Here is a 20,041-nt window from a genome sequence, read left to right as displayed (position 1 = left end):
CGCCACTTCTCCGTAATATTACGGATGTCCCCAATGGCTTGTCCCCCGACACTGGCGCGAGGACAATTGACGTCGTATAACGGGGCCCAAGAGAGCGGATGAACAAGGCGGACATCAATTTCCGCACGGAGCGAATTCCCTATGTCCGGCTGGTCGCTCCCATGATCGACCAGATCCCGGCAGCGATCGCCTTGTTCGATACAGATCTTGCCTGCGTGCTGTGCAATGCGCGCTGGAAGGGGTTGTTCGACCTGCCTGCGGACTCCGGTCCGCCCTATTCCCCCGACCATGTATCTTCCTGCCATCAGGGGCCCTGGCGCAAAGTGCTCGGGCAAGCGCTCGATGGCGAGACGATCGCTAGCGATTTCGACCGGCTCGAACGCGCCGACGGCGGTGTCGAGTGGATCCGGTGGAGCGTCTCGCCGTGGAAGGACACGAAGGGCGCGGTGCGCGGCGCCCTGATGGTCTGCGAGGATATCACCGCTGAGATGGAGCAGCACCTCAGGTCCAAGGTGCTGAAGCAGGAATTGTCGCTCTTCATCGACATCGCGGAGAATTTTGCGCTCTGCATGCTCGACGACGAGGGGCGCATAACGATCTGGAACCAGGGAGCCCAACGCCTGTGCGGCTGGCGCGAGGCGGAGGTGCAGGGTCGGCACTTCGATATCCTGTTCGACCCGTCCGAGCGCGAGCGGGGCCTGCCGCAAAGGCAGCTCGAGCTTGCGCGCAAGAACGGGTCGTTCCGCGACCGCTGCTGGCGCACGCGCAAGGACGGGTCCCGTTTCCTCGCCGAGGTGACGATCTCGCGCGTGGAAGGGGACGATGTCCTGCCTAGCGGGTTCGGGCAGATCGTGCGCGACATAACCCATGAGGACACGCAGGCGCGCTCGCTCGAGGCGAGCACGGTCCTCCTTCGCTCGATTCTCGACACCGTGCCCGAAGCGCTGATCGTGATCGATGTGGACGGCAGGATCCTGCTCTTCAGCAAGACGGCCGAAGAGATGTTCGGCTATTGCGCGCACGAGGTGATCGGGCGCAACGTGTCGATGCTGATGCCTTCGCCCGACCGCGAGGAGCACGATGGCCACATGCAGCGCTATCGTTCGCAGGGGGAAAGCAGGGTCATCGGGTCGAAGCGCCGGGTCTACGGCCTGCGCAAGGACGGCACGATCTTTCCGCATTCGCTCAGGATCGGCGAGGCTTTCGGCGGCGGGCAGCGGATGTTCGCGGGCTTCGTCCAGGACCTTACCGAGAAGGAGGCGACCGAGGCGCGGCTCGAGGAATTGCAGCGCGAACTCGCTCACATCGCCCGCGTGAGCGAGATGGGAACGCTCGCCACCTCGATCGCGCACGAACTCAACCAGCCGCTCATGGCGATCGGGAACATCGTCCAGACTTCGGCAGAACTGCTGCGCCGGGCGGAAACGGATTCGATCGAGAAGGTCGCCGATGCACTTGAGCAGGCCGGGCACGAGGCGCTGCGGGCAGGAGAGATCGTCAAGCGGCTGCGCAGCTTCGTCGCACGCGGTGAGATCGAACGCACGCTGGAGGATCCGGGCAGGCTCGTGCGCGATGCCATCGCACTTGGGACGGCCGGCACCCGCCATCGCAACATCGAGCGATCGGTCACGGTCGGGCCGGAACTCAAGCACGTTTTCGTCGACCGGGTGCAGATCCAGCAGGTTCTGCTCAATCTCATGCGCAACGCGGTCGATGCGATCGAACGCGACGGAGAGGTGAACGTCGCCATCACCTGCGATGGCAGCGCGGTGCGGTTCACCGTCACCGATTCCGGCCCCGGCGTCCCGCCGGAGCGCATCGAACGGCTGTTCGAGCCCTTCAGCACGACCAAGAAAGACGGCATGGGCATGGGTCTCGCCATCTGCCGGACCATCATCGAGGCTCATGGCGGGCGGATCTGGTACGACCCCGATCTCGCCGACGGTGCGGGTTTCGTCTTCACGGTGCCCTGCTTAAGGGAGGAGGACGAACATGGCGATTGAACGCTGGCTGGTTCATGTAGTCGATGACGAGGAATCGATCAGGCGGTCGCTTGATTTCCTGCTGTCGAATTCGGGCTATGACGTGATGCGTTGGTGCGGGTCCGAAAGCTTTCTCAAGGGCGCCGACAAGATGACGCCCGCCTGCGCTCTCGTCGACATCAGGATGCCGGGGATGGACGGGCTAGAATTGCAGCAGGAGATGAAGCGGGAGGGATTCAACTTTCCCGTCATCTTCCTGACCGGTCACGGTGACGTGACCATGGCCGTCAAGGCGATGCAGGAAGGCGCGGTCGATTTCCTCCAGAAACCGGTCGATCGCCAGAATGTCCTCGCCGCCGTGCAGGCCGCTTTCGAAACGATGCGCGACAGCGAGGAACGGCTCAACCGCAAGGAATGGGCCAAGACCCAGCTCGGCCGGCTCACCTCGCGCGAGCAGGAAGTGCTCGATGGGCTCGCCTGCGGCTATCCCAACAAGACGATCGCCTACGATCTCGGCATCAGTTCGCGCACTGTCGAGGTCTATCGCGCCAACGTGATGGGCAAGCTCGACGTGCACAGCTTCGCCGATGCGCTGCGGATCGCCTTTGCCGCGGGGCTGGGTTCGGAAAGACGCTGGCTGTCAGAGCACACCCTGCTCGCGCCGCGCGAAAACAACTGACGGGCGCCCCGTCTCCCCCCGACGGCGGGGCGAGCTGGAACGAGGGAAAGAAGGGCCGGGTGCCGCCTCAATGCGCCAGCAGCAACGGCACAGGGCTCTGCTGGAGCATCGTGCGGGTCACGCCGCCGAAGATCCGCTCCGCGCTCGGCAGGCTGCCATAGGCCCCCATCACGAGCAATTGCGCACCGATCAGCTGCACCTGGTCGAGCAGGGCGGCAGCCACGGTCGGCTCGCGGTCGCGCTTTATCAGTTCGGGCCTGATCCCGTGGCGCGAGAGATAGACCGCAGCCTCCTCCATATCGAGCGCGCCCGAGCCCTTGCCGACCTGGATCAGGACGACTTCGCGTGCGCCCTTCGCAAGCCGCGCGGCCGCGCGCACCGCCTCCACCGCGGGACGCGATCCGTCCCACGCGATCACCATCGGCGCGTCGAGATCGATCCCGCGCGCTTTGGGCGGCACGGCGAGAATGGGTCGTCCCGAGCGCAGCGGAAGCCGTTCGGGCGCGGGCGGCTCGTCGGCGTCGTCGTCGAGCCGGGCGGACATGACGATGAGATCGGCGAAGTCGGAGGCATAGGCCAGCGCTTCGGTCGGAGCCTCGAAGGACCGGTCGAAGGACCAGCCCACGTCCTCGCTCGCGAGCCGTTTCTCGAGCGCGGATTGCAGCGAACCGGTCTTGACCTCGCCCGCATCGAGCAGGACCATCGCCTCGCTGGCCGAATAGTCGCCATAGGCGATCATCGGCAATTCGCGCACCGCAAGGCATTCGAGATGCCCGCCGAGCCTGCGAGTGACGTCGAGCGCGACCTGGAAGCGTGCTTCCTGGGCCGGGTCGTCATGGACGAGCAGCAGGATGTTCTTCATTCGAGGTATCCCTTCCTTCGGGGGGAGGCCGCACCATCATGCGAACGTCCGTCTTCCTGCGGGCCGGGATATTCCTCCGGCGAGCGGTTTGGTTCGTCGATGTCGGGTTCGGTCGGCTCGGTTTCGGGAACGACGCCCGGCTCGTTTTCATCCGGCAGCGGTTCCACGTCGGGCGGCCCGACCGGGTCGATCCGGTCGGGCCGCAGCGGCGGAATGCCGGCAAGCCGGGGCAGGCGGACCGCCAGGGTCATGCGACCTTGATCTTCCGGACGCGCTCGGCCGCCTTCTTGTCCTTGCCGAGCGTGACATTGAGCACGCCGCGCTCGTATTTCGCGTCGATCTGTTCGGGGTCGACATCCTTGGGCAGGTTCAGTCGCCGCCGGAATGCGCCATAGCTGCGTTCGCTGATGAGGCAGCCCTCGCTTCGCTCCTCGCTTTCGGCATGCTTTTCGCCCGAAATCGACAGGACCCCGTCGGCGAACTCGACGTCGATGTCCTTGTCATCGAGGCCGGGCAGTTCGATCGCGAGCGCGTAATGGTCCCGCTTGTCCTTGAGCTCGATCGCCGGAGTGAATTCGATCCCGCCGGACATGTGCAGCGCCCGGCGCACCTGCCGGGGCATGGCGACGTCATCGAACAGATCGTCGATCTCGTCGCGCAGTCGGCCAAAGACGGCGGCGATGCCCTGATCGTTGCGGTGCTCGTTGCGGGGATCCTTGCGGAGATCGTTGCGGGGGGCGGTGCTGGGTTCTTTCCCGGTGCTTGCCGGGATATGGGCCTGTTCGTTCATGCTGATCCTCTTTCCTCTTCGAAGCCCCGCCGCGGGTTTCGCCGATGGAGCGCGGGGCCTGGCAGAGTGCTATTCCGACGCGGCGCGCGGCGACATCGGGAAACCTACGGGGAAGCCTGCAGCCTGCGCGGCGACCTTCGGTAAGCCCGGGCCGGGCATTTACTGATGGCACCGGACCGCTTGATGCGTGCATGATCGGTTCCGCAGGCGATCCGGGCGAAGGACGGCCCTCAAACCCTCCGCCCGGTTGCCTGCACCCTCAGCGGCAGCTTCAGAATCGGAACGGCAGGCGGATGCCGACCGACATGTCGGGGCTGTCGTCGGTGAGGCCGATCCCGACATTGGCGATGAGGGCAAGACGCCGGGAAAGCGAGAAGGTCGCACCCAGGTTGACGAGGCCGACATTCGCCTGGCTCCCCACGACGATGCGCGAATCCTGGCCTTCCGGCCTCAGCCGCGTGCGCTCGATGATGCGCTGGCTGTAGGACATGGAAATGCTCGACTTGTCGTTGAGCGCAAAGGCGAGCCCGGCACCGAACTGGAACGCATCGCCGATATCGACCCGCCCGGGAATGTTGCCCTCGTTCTCGTCGATATCCGCGAAATCACGCGAGAAATTGTGGAAGTAGGTCGCATTGCCGAAAATCACCATCGGGTCGAGCGTCTTGAGCATCGCCCAGCCGATCGAGGCACCGTAGACGCCGGTCCCGGTGGCGAGCGCCGCGGGAACCTGCAAATTGCCCTCGCTTCCCGCCACCTCGACGAATTCGATGCCGAACGGATCGCGCCCGGTGGGCACACGCACCCGGGCGCTGACCACGACATCGGGCATGCTGGCGGTTTCCTCGATCAGGCGGTAGCTCGCGCCGAAATTGAGATCCCCGATGCCTTCATCGTGGACCGTCCGCTCGATCAGGGCCGAAGCCGAACCGCCGGCGCCGCCGGAGCGGAAATTGGACGTGCGGTAGAGCACCGGCAGGTTGGCATCGACGAACAGGCGATCGCTGATGCCGTAACGAATGGTCGGATCGAAGGTGAAGATGTCCGATTTCACTTGGTCGATGCTGATCGTCCCGAGGAAGATCGCATCGAGCGCGAGGAAGCCGTTGAGCGAGATCCGCGCGGTGTCGAAATGCGAATAGGACAGCCCCAGGTCGAAGCCGAGCCGGTCGCCAAAGCGTCCCTGCTGTTCCCCGCTGATCTCGGCCACCGCCTCGCTCGGAGCGGGGGAACGGCGTTCCTCCTCCTCCTCGCCTCCGGGCGGAGGTGCGTCCTGCGACGGGAGGACGAAGGATTGCGACAGATCCTGCTTGCGAAAGAAGGCGAGCGAGGGATCGTCGGGGATCGCGACGGGCCGTGGGGCGATATAGGCACCGCGCAGGTTCGCTGCCTCTGCCGCGCCCAGAGAGGCGCCGGGAACGGCCTGGCCGCGCTCGATCAGGGCAAGCCGCGCCTCGAGCTGTTCGAGCCTGCGGCGATATTCCCGTTCCCGCTCGCGCAGTTCCTCGACCTGTCGTTCGAGATCGGCGCGCGCGTCCGCCTCTTCATCGGGCGCCTCCTGCGGTTCTTCCTCGGGCGCCAGGGCATCCTGCGCGAATACTGGCTGGGCGCTGATCGAGAGTGCAGCGGCAAGGGCAAGGCCCGCGACGGTGCAGCGAAAGTCCGCTTTCATCATCCATCTCCCGTCTTGTCAGGGGTTGAGCAGTTTCCACAGGGTCGCAGGATCCGGCACGCCGGTTTCGTCCAGCTCGACCTCGCGCTGGAAGGCGCGGAATGCCTCTCGCAGTTCCGGGGAATAGGTCCCGTCCTCGGGGCCCGAATAAAATCCGCGCAGCTGCAGCGCGGCCTGGGCGCGGCGCAGGATCGCCTCGTAGACGAAGGCGCTGTTCTGCTCGTCCCCGACTTCGAGCATGGGCGAGAAGCGGGCGACCCGAAACGGCCTGAAGCCGCCCACCATGCGCTGGGTCACGCCGACCAGGCGATCCTCGGGATATTGCGAGCAGTGATGCTCGACGATCATGTCGAGAGCGGCCGCGTTGTGCCACGGGGTGAGATCGAAGGTATCCGGTTCGTAGAGATTGGCCGCGCTGAGATAGCCTTCGATGAAACCGATCATCCGCTGGTGTTCGAGCGGTGCGTCGGTGCGCGCTTCTATGAATCGTGCGCAGGTCGCCATCCCCGCGCCTTCGACGGCGAATTGCCGGGTATCCTCCTGCGCGCTCGCGGATGCCAATGCGGTGGCCGCGAGCGCTGCCATCGCCATGAGATGGTTCTTCATGTCCTTTCTCCCCCGAAGCGTGTTTTCGAATTTCAGAACCCGTGTCCCTTCATCGCGCTCAGCGCCTCCTGCACGCGGACGGTCTGCTGGTTCTGCAGCGCGTCGATGCCGAAGATCACCGAAGCCCGGTTCTCGATCATGTTGCTGTTGCTGTTCAGGATGGTCTGCTGAAGCACCTGTCCAATATCGCCCCCGGCCAGCTGGCTGGTGCTGTCGAACCCGTCATTGCCTGTCATGACGATGCCGAGCTGGTTGTCGGCGAGCCGGAATTGCAGCGTGTCGCCGTCGGCGAAGGCGAGTTCCGCCGGGCCGTCGATCGCGGTCAGGCCGTCCTGCGACAAGGCCCCGACCGCAGATGAGGGCACGACCATCACCTGCATGGAATTGAGCGAGCGGTTGTCGGCGCCGGCAATGACATTCACCTGCGCGGCGCCCGAAAAGGTATCGAGCCCGCCGACGCCGAAGGCCTCCTGGGGCGGGATATAGGGCGTGTAGCCCTCGTGCATGTCGGTCACGTCCATCGAGGGGTCGCCCCCGGTCTCCCCGGCGCGCGACCAAGCGATCATCAATTGCGGCGTGGGCGCGCCGCCTTGCGCGCCCGGCAGGAAATCGACGCTGAAAAGCAGCCGGGCGAGCGTTGTGACCCCGCTTGAGTCCTGCCAGCTCGTGAGCATCGTGATGCCGAAGAACGACACCGCGTCCGAGGTCACGAACTTGCCCCTCATGTCGGCCAGTTCCTCGTCCGCGATTGGCTCTGCATCGGCGAGCGCGGACAGATCCGGGCCTGCCGCGAGGAGCGGCTGGGTCGGGATGGCGAGCAGCAGGGTGAGCGTCGCTGCGCTGGCGCACCTGCGTCCGGCGACATGGCTGCTATTGGCTTTCCGGGACATCTTTGCCTCCTTCAGAACGAGATCCGCGGGCCGAAGCCGAATTCGGCCAGCTCGGCACCGGGCATGGTTGCAGTGAGCTCGAGCAGCTTTCTTGCGGAAAGCGGCTCGGGCGGATTGCGCAGGATGTTGTCGGGCACGTAGCCATCGCCCGAGATCACGAAGAGGATGCCGTTCCAGGCTTCCTCGAATTTCTCGCGCGGCATCGTCATGTTGCCGAGTGCCGGATCGCCGATCGCGATGCGGTCGCCCCAGGCGCGGCGGACGACGACGAAATGCTTGTATCCGCGGATGTCGAGCAGGGCGATCGTCGGCACGTCGAGCTTCTCGAGCGTCGCGTAATCGACCCTGTATCCTTCCGCCTCGTAGCCGACCGATTGCGAATAGGTCTTCATGTCCAGCAGCGAGAAGCCCTTCTTGCGCACGACGTCCGGGTCGGCGACGCGCAGCATGTTGACGAGCACCTGCTCCTCGGTCGTTTCGCGGCCGAACGCGTAATTGAAGACGGTGGCGAGCGCGGCGGCGCCGCAGCTGAAATCGGTGCGCTGGCGCACGAGGTTGTCGAACTTCATCTCCTTCCAGCTGGAAAGGGAAACCGCGAGCGTGGGGCCGTTGGTCGTCACCGCTCCGAGCCAGAGCGGGACCGCCTCGCCCTCGGGCGCGCTGGCGCAGCCGGTCGCAAGAGCGAGCGCGGCCAATGCCGCTGCCGCTGCTGCGGGCCTTGCCGCGCCATGTCGCCTTGCGCTTTTCATCTCGGTGTCCTCTCCAGGATCCCTCGGTTCCCGATCGGGGGAAGAGCCGGTTGGCTCTTCCCCGTCACGGCCGGCAGATGCTTGCTTCGGGGGCGCGTCTTTCTGCCGGTGCCCCTCCCCGCCATCCGGGTCGCTGCATGGCGATTGGGGCGGGCTTCATGCGGCTTGCTCAGTTCGGGTCGGTACCGCCACCACCGTCGCCATTGGCCGGCGCACCGCCGGCAGAGGCCGCGATGGTCAGCGAATTGAGCTGCTGGTTGCCCACGCCCGCGGCGAAGTTCACCCCGACATTGCCCGAGGCGCCGTCGATGTTGAGCCCGGTCACGAAGTTCTGGCTGTCCTGCTGCTCGACGAAGCTGAGCGTCGAGGACTGGATCAGCCCGGCATTCGCTTCGGCCAAGGTCGCATCGTTGGCCACGGCCAGCGTCATCAGGTTCGCCTGCTGGTTGAGGCTGCCTGCTGCCGCGTTGACGCCGATATTGCCCGAACCGGCGATCGTTCCGCCGAGAACCGAATTGCGGTCGCGGAAATTGTTGTTTCCGCCGCCTTCATCGGGATCATCGCCCGGCGAGCTGAAGCCCGGGACTGCCGCCTGGCTCACGCCGAGCAGCGACTGGAACGAGGTGGTCGAGGCTTCGGCCCAACCGCCGGCGGCTTCTTCCGAGGCATTGCTCGAGGTGGCGAGCGTCGCCGCATTCATCTGCATGTTGAAGTAGCCGGCAGCGAGGTTGACGCCCGTATTGCCCGAGGAATCGATCGAGAACTCGTCCACGGTATTGATGATCGGCGCGAAGTAACCGGCGCGGATGCGCGGTTCGAGGGAGCCGTCGATCAGATCGTCATTGGGGTCGTTGCCCGCTTCGCTCCAGGCCGGGCCGAAGATGGGATCGACATAGCCGTTCTCGCCGTTGAGCTCGTTCTCTTCACGATAGGTCACCGCGACGCCCTGCTGCAATTGCTTGGCATCGGTGATCGCCACCGCCGAACTGTCGACTTCGACGACACCGGTCACGATCGCACCGCCGAGAATGCCGACGAGCTTGAAGAACGTCGCATCGGTGGTGAGGCTGGTGTCGATGTTGTTCGAATAGTCGAGATCGACGCTGACCTCGACATCCGCGTCCTGGGCCATAGCCGGCATGGCGATGAACGCCGACGCCGCGACGGACGAAAGCAGAAGTTTCTTCATCTCGTTTCTCCTTCAGTTCACTCAGGGTTGCCCACCCGCCATCACGGCGAGCGAGAAGGTGTTGGCGGAGGAATTCCTCTCGCCACCGATCAGGTTGGCCTGGAAAACGCCGCTTCCGCCGGCGAATGCCCCATCGTCGATTTCGATGGAGTCATTCCGCCCGCTCGCGGCCGCCCTCGGCCCCCCGGATGGTTCGATGGGAGCGCGCGTCTGCTCGAGCAGCTGGTCCGACAGCGCGCTTGCCTGTCCGATTGCGATGGAAGCCAGGTTGGCGGACTGGTTGCCCGTCCCGGCAGTGATGTTGAGGCTGGCAAGGCCCGCATGGCCCGCAAAGGTCCCGTCGCCCAGAACGATCCTGGTCGACCGCTCCTCGGCGCCGCTCGCCTCGCTTTTCTGGACCACCCGTTCGCGGGTCACCGCGATCGCACCCTGGGCCAGAACCACGCTGGAGGCCTGCTGGTTGAGATCGCCGGCCGCGATATTGACCGCAAGACGTCCGCTCCCGCCCGCACCCTGTTCGCCTTCGAGGACAACGACATCCTGAGTTCGCACGTCCTCGGACGGGGATTGGGTGGCCGACCCGGCGCTCTGGGCACACAGGCCCGCGACCGGAACGATCGGCCCGAAAGCCAGCATGGCGAAGGCGGGCCACGACATGTTTCGCGCGCCGCTCATGGCTTGCCCCCGGTGATGACCGAAAGGCTGCCGAGCGCGCCGTGAAGCGATTGCATCGCCGTTCCGATCGTCGAACCGGGGTTGAGCGAGGCGTTTTCGGATGGGTTGATCTGGTTCGCCTGCCCGCCGAGCGTGCTGGCGATGATGCCCTGCGCCCCACCGAGATCGAGAACCGCGAGCGAGCGGGGCAGCGATGCGGTCACACTGGCTGTCTCGAGGTCGGAAAGCGGGACGAGCCCGTTCGACACGGTCGCTATGAGCATGCCCGTCGGGGCGGTCACGGCCTCGTGGCTGCGGCCCGGAAAATTCGGTGCGCCGACGCTGTGGCCGACTTCACGGGAATAGACGATGTGGCCATCGCTTGCTGGCTGTGCGCCGGTAGCGGCTGTTTCCTGGGCAATCGCCGGAAGAGGTATGGCCCCCGCAAGGGATGCCATTAGAAACCAGGGCAAGGCGAGCGGGCGCCTGCCGAAAATCCATGTCGAATGCATGATTCCTCCTCCCGTCCGACTCCGTGGAGCCGATCAAAACCTGACCAGATCGGATCGATCCGTGTGGTTTGACGTGACTGGGATATAATCCGCCGTATCGGGGACTGGATGCATCCGGTTTTATACTAATCGAATATTAACTAAGTAGATAACAATGAAATTCGATTAGTCAAAATTGACGATTGAATAAAAACCTAAAGGCAGATTCTGGCAATACGACTCAGCATCTCTTCGCGGGTTTTCGCGCCGATCTTCTGGTGACATTGCCGGATATGCGCGCGGATCGTGTGGATCGAATTGCCGCGCCGGTCGGCGATCGCCGCGGGCGAGCGTCCCTCAATCATGTCGAGCACGACCTGGGCTTCGCACGCCGTCAGCCCGAACAGCGAACCGAGCTCCTCGATACGGCCGGACCTTTTCGCGCTCGCCATCAGGAAAAGAATGCAGACATGCCTGTCGTCGATCGCCGAGGCGCGAACGATGATCGGTCCACCTCCGTCCGCCCGTTCGAGCATGGCGATTTCCGTTTCGTCGCCACGCACTCTCAGCAGGCGGTCGGCCAGCCGGGGCGCTGCCACGATGCGCGAGGCGACGCCGCCATTGCCGCGCGATGCGGGCTGGTTGTCGCCGATCATGTTGCCGAGAAGTGAGGAGGCGAGACGCGGGCGTGCAACGATCATGCCGTCGCGATCGACAACGAGCCGGATTCGCCCGTCAAGCTGCGCCAGGCAATCGAGAAACGCCACGATACTAGGCTCTCCCGCTGCTTTTCCTGCTGGCTCTCTATCGATCGCTTCGCTTGCAGACATCGCTGCCCCCTCTCGCGCGGAGTTGAATGCGGCATCGTGGCTGTGCGTTGCATCCGCAATTCCCCCGATGTCTTGCGAAGCTGCCGCCCGTCCTTCCTCCGTAGGTTTCCCAATCGTGCCGGACGGCGGGCGTGGCAGGATGCGCGAAGGGTCAATGGAAGGACGAGTGCTGCAATGAATGCCCCGCCGAACGCTTCGCGGACGATCCTGATCACCGGGGGAGCCCGCGGTATAGGGGCGGCGAGCGCGCGCCTCCTTGCCGAAAAAGGGGCAAGGGTGTTGGTCACGGACATACTCGACGGGGAGGGGGAAAGCCTTGCCGCGCAAATCGGCGAGCGGGCGGCCTATCACCGCCTCGACGTGTCGAGCGAGCAGGGCTGGGCGGACGCGATCGCGCGCTGCGAGGACTTGTTCGGGCGGATCGACGGACTGTTCAACAATGCCGGCATCCTCGCCCACGGATCGGTCACCGAATGTTCGCCCGAAGAATTCCGGCGGGTCGTCGAGATCAATCTTACGGGGATATTCCTAGGCATCAGGGCCGCCGCCCCGGCACTGCGCCGCGCAGGTGGCGGGACGATCGTCAATACCTCGTCAATTGCCGGGATGCAGGGCTATGCCCGGCTGTGCGCCTATGTCGCGAGCAAGTGGGCGATCCGGGGCCTCACCAAATCCGCCGCGCTCGATCTTGCCGGGGACGGCATCCGCGTCGTCTCGCTCCATCCCGGCCCGATCCGCACCCCGATGACCGAGGACATGCCCGAAAAGGTAGCGGCGAACCAGCCGATCGCGCGCTTCGGCGAAGCGGAGGAGGTCGCGCGGATGGTGCGCTTCCTGTTCAGCGAAGCCTCCTATTCGACCGGATGCGAATTCGTGATCGATGGGGGTGCCCTTGCCGGGACCTGCCTGCCTTTGGAGCCGGAGAGCCCGGGCAGCGAGCAATCCGTGCCGGACGGCAAGTAGCAAGCGGGCGCAGGAAAATCGGGACCGGCATGGCGCGCATCACGATCATCGACGGTCACCCCGATCCCGACCCCGATCGCTTCGTCCATGCCCTCGCGCGGACCTATGCCGACGCCGCCCGCGTTTCTCACGAGGTCCGCGATGTCGAGATTGCCGCGCTCGACTTTCCGCTGCTGCGCGACCCGGCGCAGTGGCGCAATGGCAAGGTTCCCCCCGGCCTCGAGCAGGTCCAGCGCGATATCGAATGGGCCGAACACCTGGTGTTTCTCTACCCGCTCTGGCTCGGCGACGTGCCGGCCCTGTTCAAGGGCTTCCTCGAGCAGGTGCTGCGGCCCGGTTTCGCGATCCAGCCGAAGGAAGGCGGGCTGTTCGGCAAGCTTCTGCTGGGCAAGTCGGCCCGGGTCATCGTCACGATGGGCATGCCGGCGGCAGGCTATCGCCTTTACTTCTTCTCCCACAGCCTTCGCAGCCTGAAGCGCAACATGCTGCATTTCGTGGGCATCTCCCCGGTCAGGATGACACTTATCGGGAGCGTTGAGGACGCGGACGCGCGCGCGCGCGGGCTGCGCAAGGTGGGCGATCTCGGGCGGCGCGGCCGATAGCCGGGCCTGCCCGGTCAAGGGCGTGCGGCTTTCGGGCATGAGGGCCCGCCGACGGACGCGATGCCAACCGGTTGCCACTTGCCGCACTGAACGGTTACACCGCGCCTTTCGCTCGGTCGAAAGGTTCCCCGCATGGACGATTGCGTGCCGTCTCCCTGCCGAAAGATCTGCCAACTGTCGCAGGACGGCCAGCTCTGCGTCGGCTGCGGGCGCACCCTGGGCGAGATTACCGGCTGGCCGACGATGACGAGCGATGAAAGACGTGTGGCGAGCAAGGCCGCGAGTGCGAGGCTGGCGGGGCTAGCCGCGCGATAGGGCCGCGTCGATAAGTCCGTGGGGATGCCCGACGGGGGCAGGAGCAGCGGCCTATTGCGGCGAAGGACCGATGATCCGCACCTGCACGCGTCCCCCGGCGTCCGGCGCCCGTTCGGCCTCGATCCCGAAGACGGCGCGGAGGCGTTCGGGCGTCAGGGTTTCGGCAGGCGATCCGTCGGCCACGATGCGGCCATCCTTCATCCACAGCAGCCGGTCGGCATAGCGCGCGGCGAGGGCGAGGTCATGGACCACCGTCAGCACGGCCGTCCCCGCGCTCGCCGCACGCTCGAAGATGCGCAGCACCTCGTGTTGATAGCGCGGGTCCAGCGCTGCGACCGGTTCGTCGGCGACCAGAACCCGCGCCTCGGCGGCGAGCGCGCGGGCGAGGTGGACGCGCGACATCTCCCCGCCCGACAGCGTGTCGGCTGCGCGTTCCTCGAACCCGGCGAGGCCGCAGGCGGCGATCGCGCGCTCGACCGCCTGCGCGTCATCGGGGGAAAGCCGGGCGGGCGTGCCGCCATAGGCGAAGCGGCCGAGAGCGACGATATCGCGCACCGGCTGCGGCCAGACGAGCGGGCGCTGCTGCGGCAGGTAGGCTGCGAGCTGGGCGCGATCGCGCGGGGGAAGGGCGCGGGCGTTCCGCCCAAGAATCAGCGCCTCGCCTGCATCGGGTGCGAGCAGGCCGAGCGCGAGGCGAAGGAGCGTCGTCTTGCCCGCGCCATTGGGCCCGATCAGCACGGTAAGCGCGCCCTCTTCGAGCGCAAAACCGGCCTCCGCAACGAGCAGCCGACCTTGCGCCTGGTAGGTGAGCGAGCGGGCTTCGAGCGCGCTCATGTGAGCCTCCGCCGCGACGCGATCCAGACGAAGATCGGCGCACCGATGAGCGACGCGACGACGCCGAGTTTCAGCTCGCTGTCGGTCGGAACGAGCCGCACGCCGATATCGGCCAGCACCAGCAGCAGCGCACCGAGCAGCGCGGAGGGCACCAGCAGCCGCGCCGGGTCGTAACGCAGGAAGGGCCGCACCAGATGTGGCGCGACGATCCCGACAAAGCCGATCGCGCCCGCCAGCGCCACCGCCGCGCCCGTCGCAAGCCCGGCGCCGAGGATCACGCCGAGCCGCTGGCGGGTGAGATCGAGCCCCAGCCCCTCGGCGGTTTCCTCGCCCAGCGCGAGCGCCGCAAGGCCGCCGCGTCCGACAAGCAGGATCGCCATGCCGACGCCGAGGAAGGGGGCAGAGAAGGCGATGTCGGCGAAACTGCGATTGGCGACCGTGCCGAGCATCCAGTTGACCATGTCGGCAAGGCTGAACGGGTTGGGTGCGAGATTCATCAGCAGCGCCATCAACGCCGCGGCGAAGCTCGAAAGGCCGACCCCGATCAGGATCAGCGTAACCACCGACCGGGTTCTGAGCGCGGCGGCAGCGACCAGGCCGGTCGCAGTGAGCGCGCCCGTCACCGCTGCGATCGGCAGGACCAGCGGACCGGCGCCTGCGAGGCCAAAATAGAGCACGCAGCTCGCGAACAGCGCCGCGCTCGCCGAAACGCCGAGAATGCCGGGTTCGGCAAGCGGATTGCGCAGCAGGCCCTGCAGCGCCGCCCCGCTCATGCCGAGCGCCGCGCCGACCATTGCGGCGGCAAGCGCGCGGGGCATGCGGATCTGCCATACGACGAGGCCGTCCCCCTCGCTCCCGTTTCCTGCCAGCGCCGCGAGCACCCGCGCAAGCGGCAAGGAAACCGAGCCGAGCAGCAGCGAGCAGAGACAGGCGATCACGAGCGCAGCGGTGAGGATGGTGGAAATGCGGTTCATCGCGCGCCGGCCTGCCCGCGCCCCTGCGCCAGCGCCTTGATTGCATCGACCAGGAACCAGCCCCCGCACGATGTCCATGCCCCATCGAGCCGGACGACCGGCTTTTCGCCGAGCAGTTCCAGCGCGACCGGGTGGCGCATCGCGCTCCAGCTGTCGACATGGCTCGCCCGGTCCTCGAGAAAACCCGCGGCGACGAGATCGGGCCTTTCATAGGCCAGCCGTTCGAGCGGGATCGGGTTCCATCCGGGGCGATCCTGGAAATTGGCAAGGCCCGCCGCCAGCATCAGTTCGTGGACCAGCGTGCCTTCGCCCGCCGCCACCCCGCCCGGTGTCATGTAGAGCGCACGAGGCCGCGGGCCATCGCGCTGCGCAAGCGCCGCCAGCCGCGCATCCATGTCATTTGCGACGGCGCGCGCGGCATCCGGCCCGCCGAGTTCGCTGCCCACGCGCAGCACCTCTGCGCGGACGTCTTCCAGCGTTTCGGGAAAGCCGATCTGCACCACCTCGACCCTGGCGCGCTCCATGAAGCCGGTGACATTCGGCCCGCCGCCATAGGAACGCACCACATGGGTAGGCCCGAGCGCGAGGATATCGGCTGAGCGAGGCCGCACGAGCGGCAGTCCCTCGGCGGCCTTGCGCATGTAGGAATAGGGATCGCGCGCATGGGGCGAAAGGGCGAGGATCTCCTCGCGCCGGGCAAAGCGCAGGACATACTGGTCGGCGCAGTAATCGAGGCTGACGATCCGCCGCGGCGCGGACTCCTCCCGCTCCGCGCCCTGCGAACAGGCGAGGAGAAGAAGGGAGGCAAGGCCCGCGAGGATCGTCCGCATCGTCACCGCCTCACATCCGGTAACGCAGGCCGCCGAACACGCCGCGGCCCGGCTGGCCATAGAGGAACACCGTTTCGTATCGCTCGTCGGTCACGTTCTCGATCCGCCCGAACACCTCCAGGCCTTGCGTGATGCCGTAGCTGACCCTGATGTCCGCCACCACATAGCCGTCGAGCCGGATCGTGTTCGCGGCGTTTTCGAAACTGTCCCCGGCGACGAAGATCGTCGTGCCGATGCCGAGGCCGTTTTCCATCCGATAGTCGGCGACGAGGCTGAACGTCTCCTCCGCCCGCCGCGGCAGGCGGTTTCCGGTGGCTTCGTCGAAGGCGTCGATGATCGAATAGTTCACCGCGACGTCGAAGCCGTCCACAGGGCGCAGCGCAAGCCCGAATTCCCAGCCGTCGGCGCGTGCGCGCGCGATGTTGTCGTAGGTGCCGAAGGGCGGATTGGGGACCTGGCAGGGCGGCAGCGGGTTCTGGAAACAGCCGACGAAGACGATTTCGTTGGTCCCCTCGCGTTCGAAATAGGTGACGCCGATCTCGGCCCGTCCGCCAAGAAAGCCGTGGGTCGCCCCGATGTCCCAACCATCCGAGCGTTCGGCATCGAGGCCGGGATTGCCGAAATCGCTGAACAGCTGGAACAGCGACGGGGCCTTGAAGCCTTCGCCATAGCTTGCGCGCACCACCGTATCGCCGTCATTGGGCGTATAGGCCCCGCTCGCGGCGAAGGTGGTCGCGCTGCCGAAGGTTTCGTGATCGTCATGGCGCAGGCCCGCGGTAAGCGAGAGGCCGGCGAGCGGCGTAAGATTTACCTGCCCGTAGATCGAATTGATCCAGACATCGGCAAGGCTTGCCGGGCCGCCGAAGCTCGACGTGCGGAACTCCGATTCCTCGCGCTCGGCCCCGAAGACAAGGCCGGCGAAATCGGTCGCATCGAACACGCCCTGGTATTCGAACCGGCGGTTCTCGCCATTGGCATCGAAGGTCTCGATCTCGGAACCGCCGGACACATCGATGCTCTGCCGGTCGATATTGGTGTAGGCAAAGCCGAGCCGGTTGCGCAGCCGCCCGTCGAGAAAGGCCGCGTTGATCCCGGCATAGCCGACGAAATCCTGCCTGCGCGAAAGCTCGTCCGTGTCGGCAAGTGCGAAGGTGGGTGGAGCAAAGCCGTCGGCCTCGCTTTCGCCATCGGCATAGAAGGCGCGCAGGTCGAGAGAGAGTGCGTCGGTTATCGCGATGTCGAGCTTGCCGTTCACGCCGAGGCTTTCGAACCCGTCGCGCTCGGTGCCGCCGCGCGCCTCGCTGAAGGCCGAAATTCCGTCGGACCTGAGATAGGTCGCGCCTACGCTGGCGGCGACCGAGCCGAAGCGCCCGGAGACATTGCCGACCAGTTCGGCCGTGTCGCGCGCGCCGTATTCGGCGCGGGCGAAAGTCTCGATCTCCTCGCTCGGCTCCCTTGTGAGGAGGTTGACCACCCCGCCGATCGCCTGGCTGCCATAGAGCACCGATTGCGAGCCGCGCACGACCTCGACCCGGCTGATATTGCCCACCAGCAGCGTGCCGAAATCGAACCCGGCGCCGGGCGAGGCCGGATCGTTGAGCTTGATCCCGTCGATCAGGACCACGGTCTGGTCCGCCTGCGCGCCGCGGATCGAGACGCCCGATACCGTGCCGAGCCCGCCATTGCGGCTGAAGGTCACGCCGGGGACGGTGCGAAGTATGTCGAGCACCTCGCTCGGCTGGCGGTTGACGATTTCTTCCTCGCCGATGACCGTCACGGATTCGCCCACCTGCGATTTCGCGCGGGCGGTGCGGTTGGCCGTGACGATGATCTCCTCATCCTCCGGATCCTCGCCTCCCAACCGGTCGAAGGACTGCCGATCGAGAGCCTGCTGGGCCAACGTGGGTCCGGGCACCAAGGCGAGGATGGAGACGGCTGCAAGCAGCCGGATTGTGATTTTCATGAGCGTTTCCAAAGTCGTGCCGCGAGAGGGGTCCGGTTCCCCGCGCGGATCGGCAGACAGTTGGCCCGCCAGCTGCACCCGCAATCGGACCGCTGACGCCGAAACCGGCCTCGCTGTCGTTACTTCGGAAAAAAGCTTTCCTGTCCCACTGGGCTGGTCCCGGCCCCGGACGAACGACGCGACGGCAGGTCTCCTGGCTCACCGATCGTCGCCCTCGAAGCGTCTTCCCGGCGCCGCCCCCGAAAGGGCCTTGCCAGTGACATGGGTGCTTCGGGACTCCCGGCCTACAGTTGCGGGCACAGCGCCGGCCTTGCCCCGAAAGGCGCACCGGCTTCCCTCTTAGCTCCGGGCGTTCGTCTGCCCGCAGCACCGTCTGCACTGTTCAATGCTGTGGACGCGGCTGGCTGTCAAGCCGAGCGCATCGAGGCGAGCGACCCAGCGTGCAGGGGCTCGACTATGGCGCTGTCGGCGCGCGGCAGCGGTGGGCCTGGCTGGTGCAGGACGAGTGCGGAAAGGGCGAGCCATGCGGTGAACATCACCAGATAGGGCCAGCGCTGCGGCCACAGCCATGCCACCAGCAAGGTCGCCGCCGCAGTACCCGCAAGGGCGAGCATGGCCGAGCCTGCGGCAAGAGCGCCCGGTCCGGTCAGCGCCGTCTGGATCGCGACGCTCGCCCACTGGGCCGGCAAGAGGGCAAGCAGCCAGTCCGGCAGGGCCTCCGGCGCGGCGAGGGCAGTCAGGACGATCGAAACCTCCCCGGCGATCACGAGCAGGGCGATCCACCAGCCCTTGTCGGAGGCGGAACGGGCAAACAGGGCGCCGCGCGCGGCGAAGCTGGTGCTGGCGATGACGACGGCCAGCCCCAGTGAAACCGGATTGGGGAGGGGCGGCATGCCCAGCACACGCGCAAGACCGACAAGACCGGCGCCGGTCAGCAGCGCAAGCAGAATGCCTACCCCGAGACGAGAGGCAGCGGCCGCGCCGATCATCCCGGCTCCCATCAGGCCCACCGCCAGTATTGGTCCGCCGAATTGGGCGAGCGGGAATGGTGCAGACGAAATGCGAGCGTGCGCGTTCACAATAAGCACCATGGCAAGAGCAGGCGCTGCCATTCCGACCAGCGCCGCCATGAACCATGCTAGCTGCCACTTTTGCGAACGGAGCTTCATGAGGCAGTCATTGCTTTGAGCCTGAGGCGTTGTCGAACGACGAATGCGGCGCGGAGATGACAGGACCCGGCCCCAGGGCGGGTCTCACGTTCGCGTCTTTGCACAGCGACGGTGCAGATGGAAGCTTCGCGCGCTCCTTGTCCGCGTTCGCGGCGATCTCACTCAGACTCTGCCTGATCACCACTGGGCGATTCTGGAAAGTCCCTAGGGTTCGTCTGGGTGTAGAAGTCCTACTGGGGATCAACATCGCCCGCTCGGAAACAGCCAATCAGCCGGTTCCGAAACGCTTGCCTATCCTCAGTTCCAGGGGGGTCAGCGATCAGACTTTTCATCGATCGCGGTTTATGCAGCAATGCGGGCGGATTTCTGAGTTTTCGACGAACGCGGCCCCTAAATCCCTTTCTGCTTTGTGCGTAGGTGAGGAGAGCTTCGACCTCGTCTCGCCGTATTCGAAGCGTCGAGAGTTCGTGCTTGTCGTTACATGCCGACATCTCGGCTTCGATCTGTCTTAGGTGTTTTTCGCAGATGCGTGCGAGCTTCTCCGGGCCAGTCTCGCCTGCCGGATCGAATTGCTGCCCTAGTGATTGCAGTCTGGCTTCTGGGGACGCCACTGTACAGCTTTTCCACGGCCCTGATTCGCCAGCAACGCTTGGCGGCGTGACGAACCGTTCAGGCTTGGCTGCAAAGTCGAATGCTTCTGGCAAGTCTGGCCTCCCTTTGAGCAGTCGAGGATCCGGCGCTAGGTCAGTTCCACTTTTCCATATGGCCCCTAAATGTGGCCCCCAAATTGCTTATCTGTCAATGGATCGCGGTGAACTTGTCCGAACTTTCGGAGCCTACGAGATACCAGTTTTCTGCGGGTTTCTCGGCCCTCTCTGAACTTGTCCGGATTGGTATCTGGTGCCGGCTGCAGGAATCGAACCCGCGACCTGATGATTACAAATCAACTGCTCTACCAACTGAGCTAAGCCGGCCCTTGCTTCACGAACCGCGACCC

21 protein-coding genes, 1 tRNA gene and 1 riboswitch are annotated in these 20,041 nt (G+C 65.7%); of the genes, 5 read left to right on the top strand and 17 right to left on the bottom strand.

Translation table 11 applies throughout. The features are described from left to right. The first annotated feature begins 98 nt into the window (after positions 1 to 98). Together Ga0102493_RS11655 and Ga0102493_RS11650 are read left to right on the top strand one after the other, a co-directional pair. Positions 99 to 2,003: a PAS domain S-box protein gene (locus Ga0102493_RS11655; RefSeq protein WP_051697940.1), complete on the top strand. Its 1,905-nt coding sequence runs from the start codon at positions 99 to 101 to the stop codon at positions 2,001 to 2,003. After that, the gene (locus Ga0102493_RS11650; RefSeq protein WP_034903572.1) at positions 1,993 to 2,661 is read left to right on the top strand and encodes a response regulator transcription factor; all 669 of its coding nucleotides are present in this window, start codon (positions 1,993 to 1,995) and stop codon (positions 2,659 to 2,661) included. The genes Ga0102493_RS11655 and Ga0102493_RS11650 overlap by 11 nt, the downstream gene beginning before the upstream one ends. Positions 2,662 to 2,728: 67 nt before the next feature. Here the strand turns inward: Ga0102493_RS11650 and Ga0102493_RS11645 are convergent, their stop codons facing one another. The 11 genes from Ga0102493_RS11645 to Ga0102493_RS11595 all read right to left on the bottom strand — a co-directional run bounded on the left by Ga0102493_RS11645 (position 2,729) and on the right by Ga0102493_RS11595 (position 11,331). Next, a complete protein-coding gene (locus Ga0102493_RS11645; RefSeq protein ID WP_034903575.1) occupies positions 2,729 to 3,523 on the bottom strand; it encodes a universal stress protein in 795 nt (264 codons plus the stop codon). Next, on the bottom strand, positions 3,520 to 3,774 hold the full coding sequence (locus tag Ga0102493_RS11640; protein WP_069297528.1) for a hypothetical protein: 255 nt from the start codon (positions 3,772 to 3,774) through the stop codon (positions 3,520 to 3,522). Before Ga0102493_RS11640 ends, Ga0102493_RS11645 begins: the two co-directional genes overlap by 4 nt. Beyond that, positions 3,771 to 4,313, bottom strand: coding sequence for an Hsp20/alpha crystallin family protein (locus Ga0102493_RS11635; protein ID WP_051697942.1), 543 nt, complete (start codon positions 4,311 to 4,313; stop codon positions 3,771 to 3,773). Before Ga0102493_RS11635 ends, Ga0102493_RS11640 begins: the two co-directional genes overlap by 4 nt. Before the next feature lie 271 nt (positions 4,314 to 4,584). Beyond that, positions 4,585 to 5,988 (bottom strand): transporter, encoded by a 1,404-nt coding sequence (locus tag Ga0102493_RS11630; RefSeq protein ID WP_051697944.1) that lies wholly within the window; start codon positions 5,986 to 5,988, stop codon positions 4,585 to 4,587. Positions 5,989 to 6,003: 15 nt separating this feature from the next. Further along, the gene (locus tag Ga0102493_RS11625) at positions 6,004 to 6,591 is read right to left on the bottom strand and encodes a peptidoglycan-binding domain-containing protein (protein ID WP_034903578.1); all 588 of its coding nucleotides are present in this window, start codon (positions 6,589 to 6,591) and stop codon (positions 6,004 to 6,006) included. Between the two features lie 32 nt (positions 6,592 to 6,623). Next, positions 6,624 to 7,481: a hypothetical protein gene (locus Ga0102493_RS11620; protein ID WP_034903580.1), complete on the bottom strand. Its 858-nt coding sequence runs from the start codon at positions 7,479 to 7,481 to the stop codon at positions 6,624 to 6,626. Between the two features lie 11 nt (positions 7,482 to 7,492). Next, the gene (locus Ga0102493_RS11615; protein WP_069297527.1) at positions 7,493 to 8,230 is read right to left on the bottom strand and encodes a C39 family peptidase; all 738 of its coding nucleotides are present in this window, start codon (positions 8,228 to 8,230) and stop codon (positions 7,493 to 7,495) included. A gap of 169 nt (positions 8,231 to 8,399) precedes the next feature. Continuing rightward, positions 8,400 to 9,419, bottom strand: coding sequence for a hypothetical protein (locus Ga0102493_RS11610; RefSeq protein WP_051697947.1), 1,020 nt, complete (start codon positions 9,417 to 9,419; stop codon positions 8,400 to 8,402). A gap of 21 nt (positions 9,420 to 9,440) precedes the next feature. Further along, positions 9,441 to 10,094: a hypothetical protein gene (locus tag Ga0102493_RS11605; protein ID WP_034903583.1), complete on the bottom strand. Its 654-nt coding sequence runs from the start codon at positions 10,092 to 10,094 to the stop codon at positions 9,441 to 9,443. Next, positions 10,091 to 10,585: a hypothetical protein gene (locus Ga0102493_RS16155; RefSeq protein ID WP_069297526.1), complete on the bottom strand. Its 495-nt coding sequence runs from the start codon at positions 10,583 to 10,585 to the stop codon at positions 10,091 to 10,093. Before Ga0102493_RS16155 ends, Ga0102493_RS11605 begins: the two co-directional genes overlap by 4 nt. A 194-nt stretch (positions 10,586 to 10,779) precedes the next feature. Next, the gene (locus Ga0102493_RS11595; protein ID WP_034903586.1) at positions 10,780 to 11,331 is read right to left on the bottom strand and encodes a helix-turn-helix transcriptional regulator; all 552 of its coding nucleotides are present in this window, start codon (positions 11,329 to 11,331) and stop codon (positions 10,780 to 10,782) included. 237 nt (positions 11,332 to 11,568) lie between these two features. On the opposite strand from Ga0102493_RS11595, the gene Ga0102493_RS11590 reads away from it, so the two are divergent. From Ga0102493_RS11590 to Ga0102493_RS11580, 3 genes are all read left to right on the top strand, one after another. Then, positions 11,569 to 12,357: an SDR family oxidoreductase gene (locus Ga0102493_RS11590; protein WP_034903589.1), complete on the top strand. Its 789-nt coding sequence runs from the start codon at positions 11,569 to 11,571 to the stop codon at positions 12,355 to 12,357. A gap of 29 nt (positions 12,358 to 12,386) precedes the next feature. After that, entirely contained in the window at positions 12,387 to 12,959 is a 573-nt protein-coding gene (locus Ga0102493_RS11585) for an NAD(P)H-dependent oxidoreductase (RefSeq protein ID WP_034903591.1), read from the top strand. A 132-nt stretch (positions 12,960 to 13,091) separates the two neighbouring features. Beyond that, positions 13,092 to 13,274, top strand: a complete 183-nt coding sequence (locus tag Ga0102493_RS11580) for a DUF1289 domain-containing protein (protein WP_034903593.1) — start codon at positions 13,092 to 13,094, stop codon at positions 13,272 to 13,274. A 51-nt stretch (positions 13,275 to 13,325) separates the two neighbouring features. On the opposite strand, the gene Ga0102493_RS11575 is transcribed toward Ga0102493_RS11580, so the two are convergent. The 6 genes from Ga0102493_RS11575 to Ga0102493_RS11550 form a co-directional block, all read right to left on the bottom strand. Beyond that, positions 13,326 to 14,108, bottom strand: coding sequence for an ABC transporter ATP-binding protein (locus tag Ga0102493_RS11575; RefSeq protein ID WP_034903596.1), 783 nt, complete (start codon positions 14,106 to 14,108; stop codon positions 13,326 to 13,328). Then, a complete protein-coding gene (locus Ga0102493_RS11570) occupies positions 14,105 to 15,082 on the bottom strand; it encodes a FecCD family ABC transporter permease (protein ID WP_034903598.1) in 978 nt (325 codons plus the stop codon). The genes Ga0102493_RS11575 and Ga0102493_RS11570 overlap by 4 nt, the downstream gene beginning before the upstream one ends. After that, positions 15,079 to 15,912, bottom strand: coding sequence for an ABC transporter substrate-binding protein (locus Ga0102493_RS11565; RefSeq protein WP_034903600.1), 834 nt, complete (start codon positions 15,910 to 15,912; stop codon positions 15,079 to 15,081). Before Ga0102493_RS11565 ends, Ga0102493_RS11570 begins: the two co-directional genes overlap by 4 nt. A gap of 10 nt (positions 15,913 to 15,922) precedes the next feature. Then, positions 15,923 to 17,875, bottom strand: coding sequence for a TonB-dependent receptor plug domain-containing protein (locus tag Ga0102493_RS11560; protein ID WP_034903603.1), 1,953 nt, complete (start codon positions 17,873 to 17,875; stop codon positions 15,923 to 15,925). Between the two features lie 166 nt (positions 17,876 to 18,041). Then, a riboswitch (cobalamin riboswitch) is annotated at positions 18,042 to 18,265 on the bottom strand. A gap of 17 nt (positions 18,266 to 18,282) precedes the next feature. Next, on the bottom strand, positions 18,283 to 19,044 hold the full coding sequence (locus tag Ga0102493_RS11555) for a hypothetical protein (protein ID WP_236922214.1): 762 nt from the start codon (positions 19,042 to 19,044) through the stop codon (positions 18,283 to 18,285). 898 nt (positions 19,045 to 19,942) lie between these two features. Continuing rightward, positions 19,943 to 20,018 (bottom strand) — tRNA-Thr (locus Ga0102493_RS11550). Between the last annotated feature and the right edge of the window lie 23 nt (positions 20,019 to 20,041).

The sequence above is a fragment of the Erythrobacter litoralis genome (assembly GCF_001719165.1).
GTDB classification, from domain to species: domain Bacteria; phylum Pseudomonadota; class Alphaproteobacteria; order Sphingomonadales; family Sphingomonadaceae; genus Erythrobacter; species Erythrobacter litoralis.
This window is presented reverse-complemented; position numbering and strand designations above follow the sequence as displayed.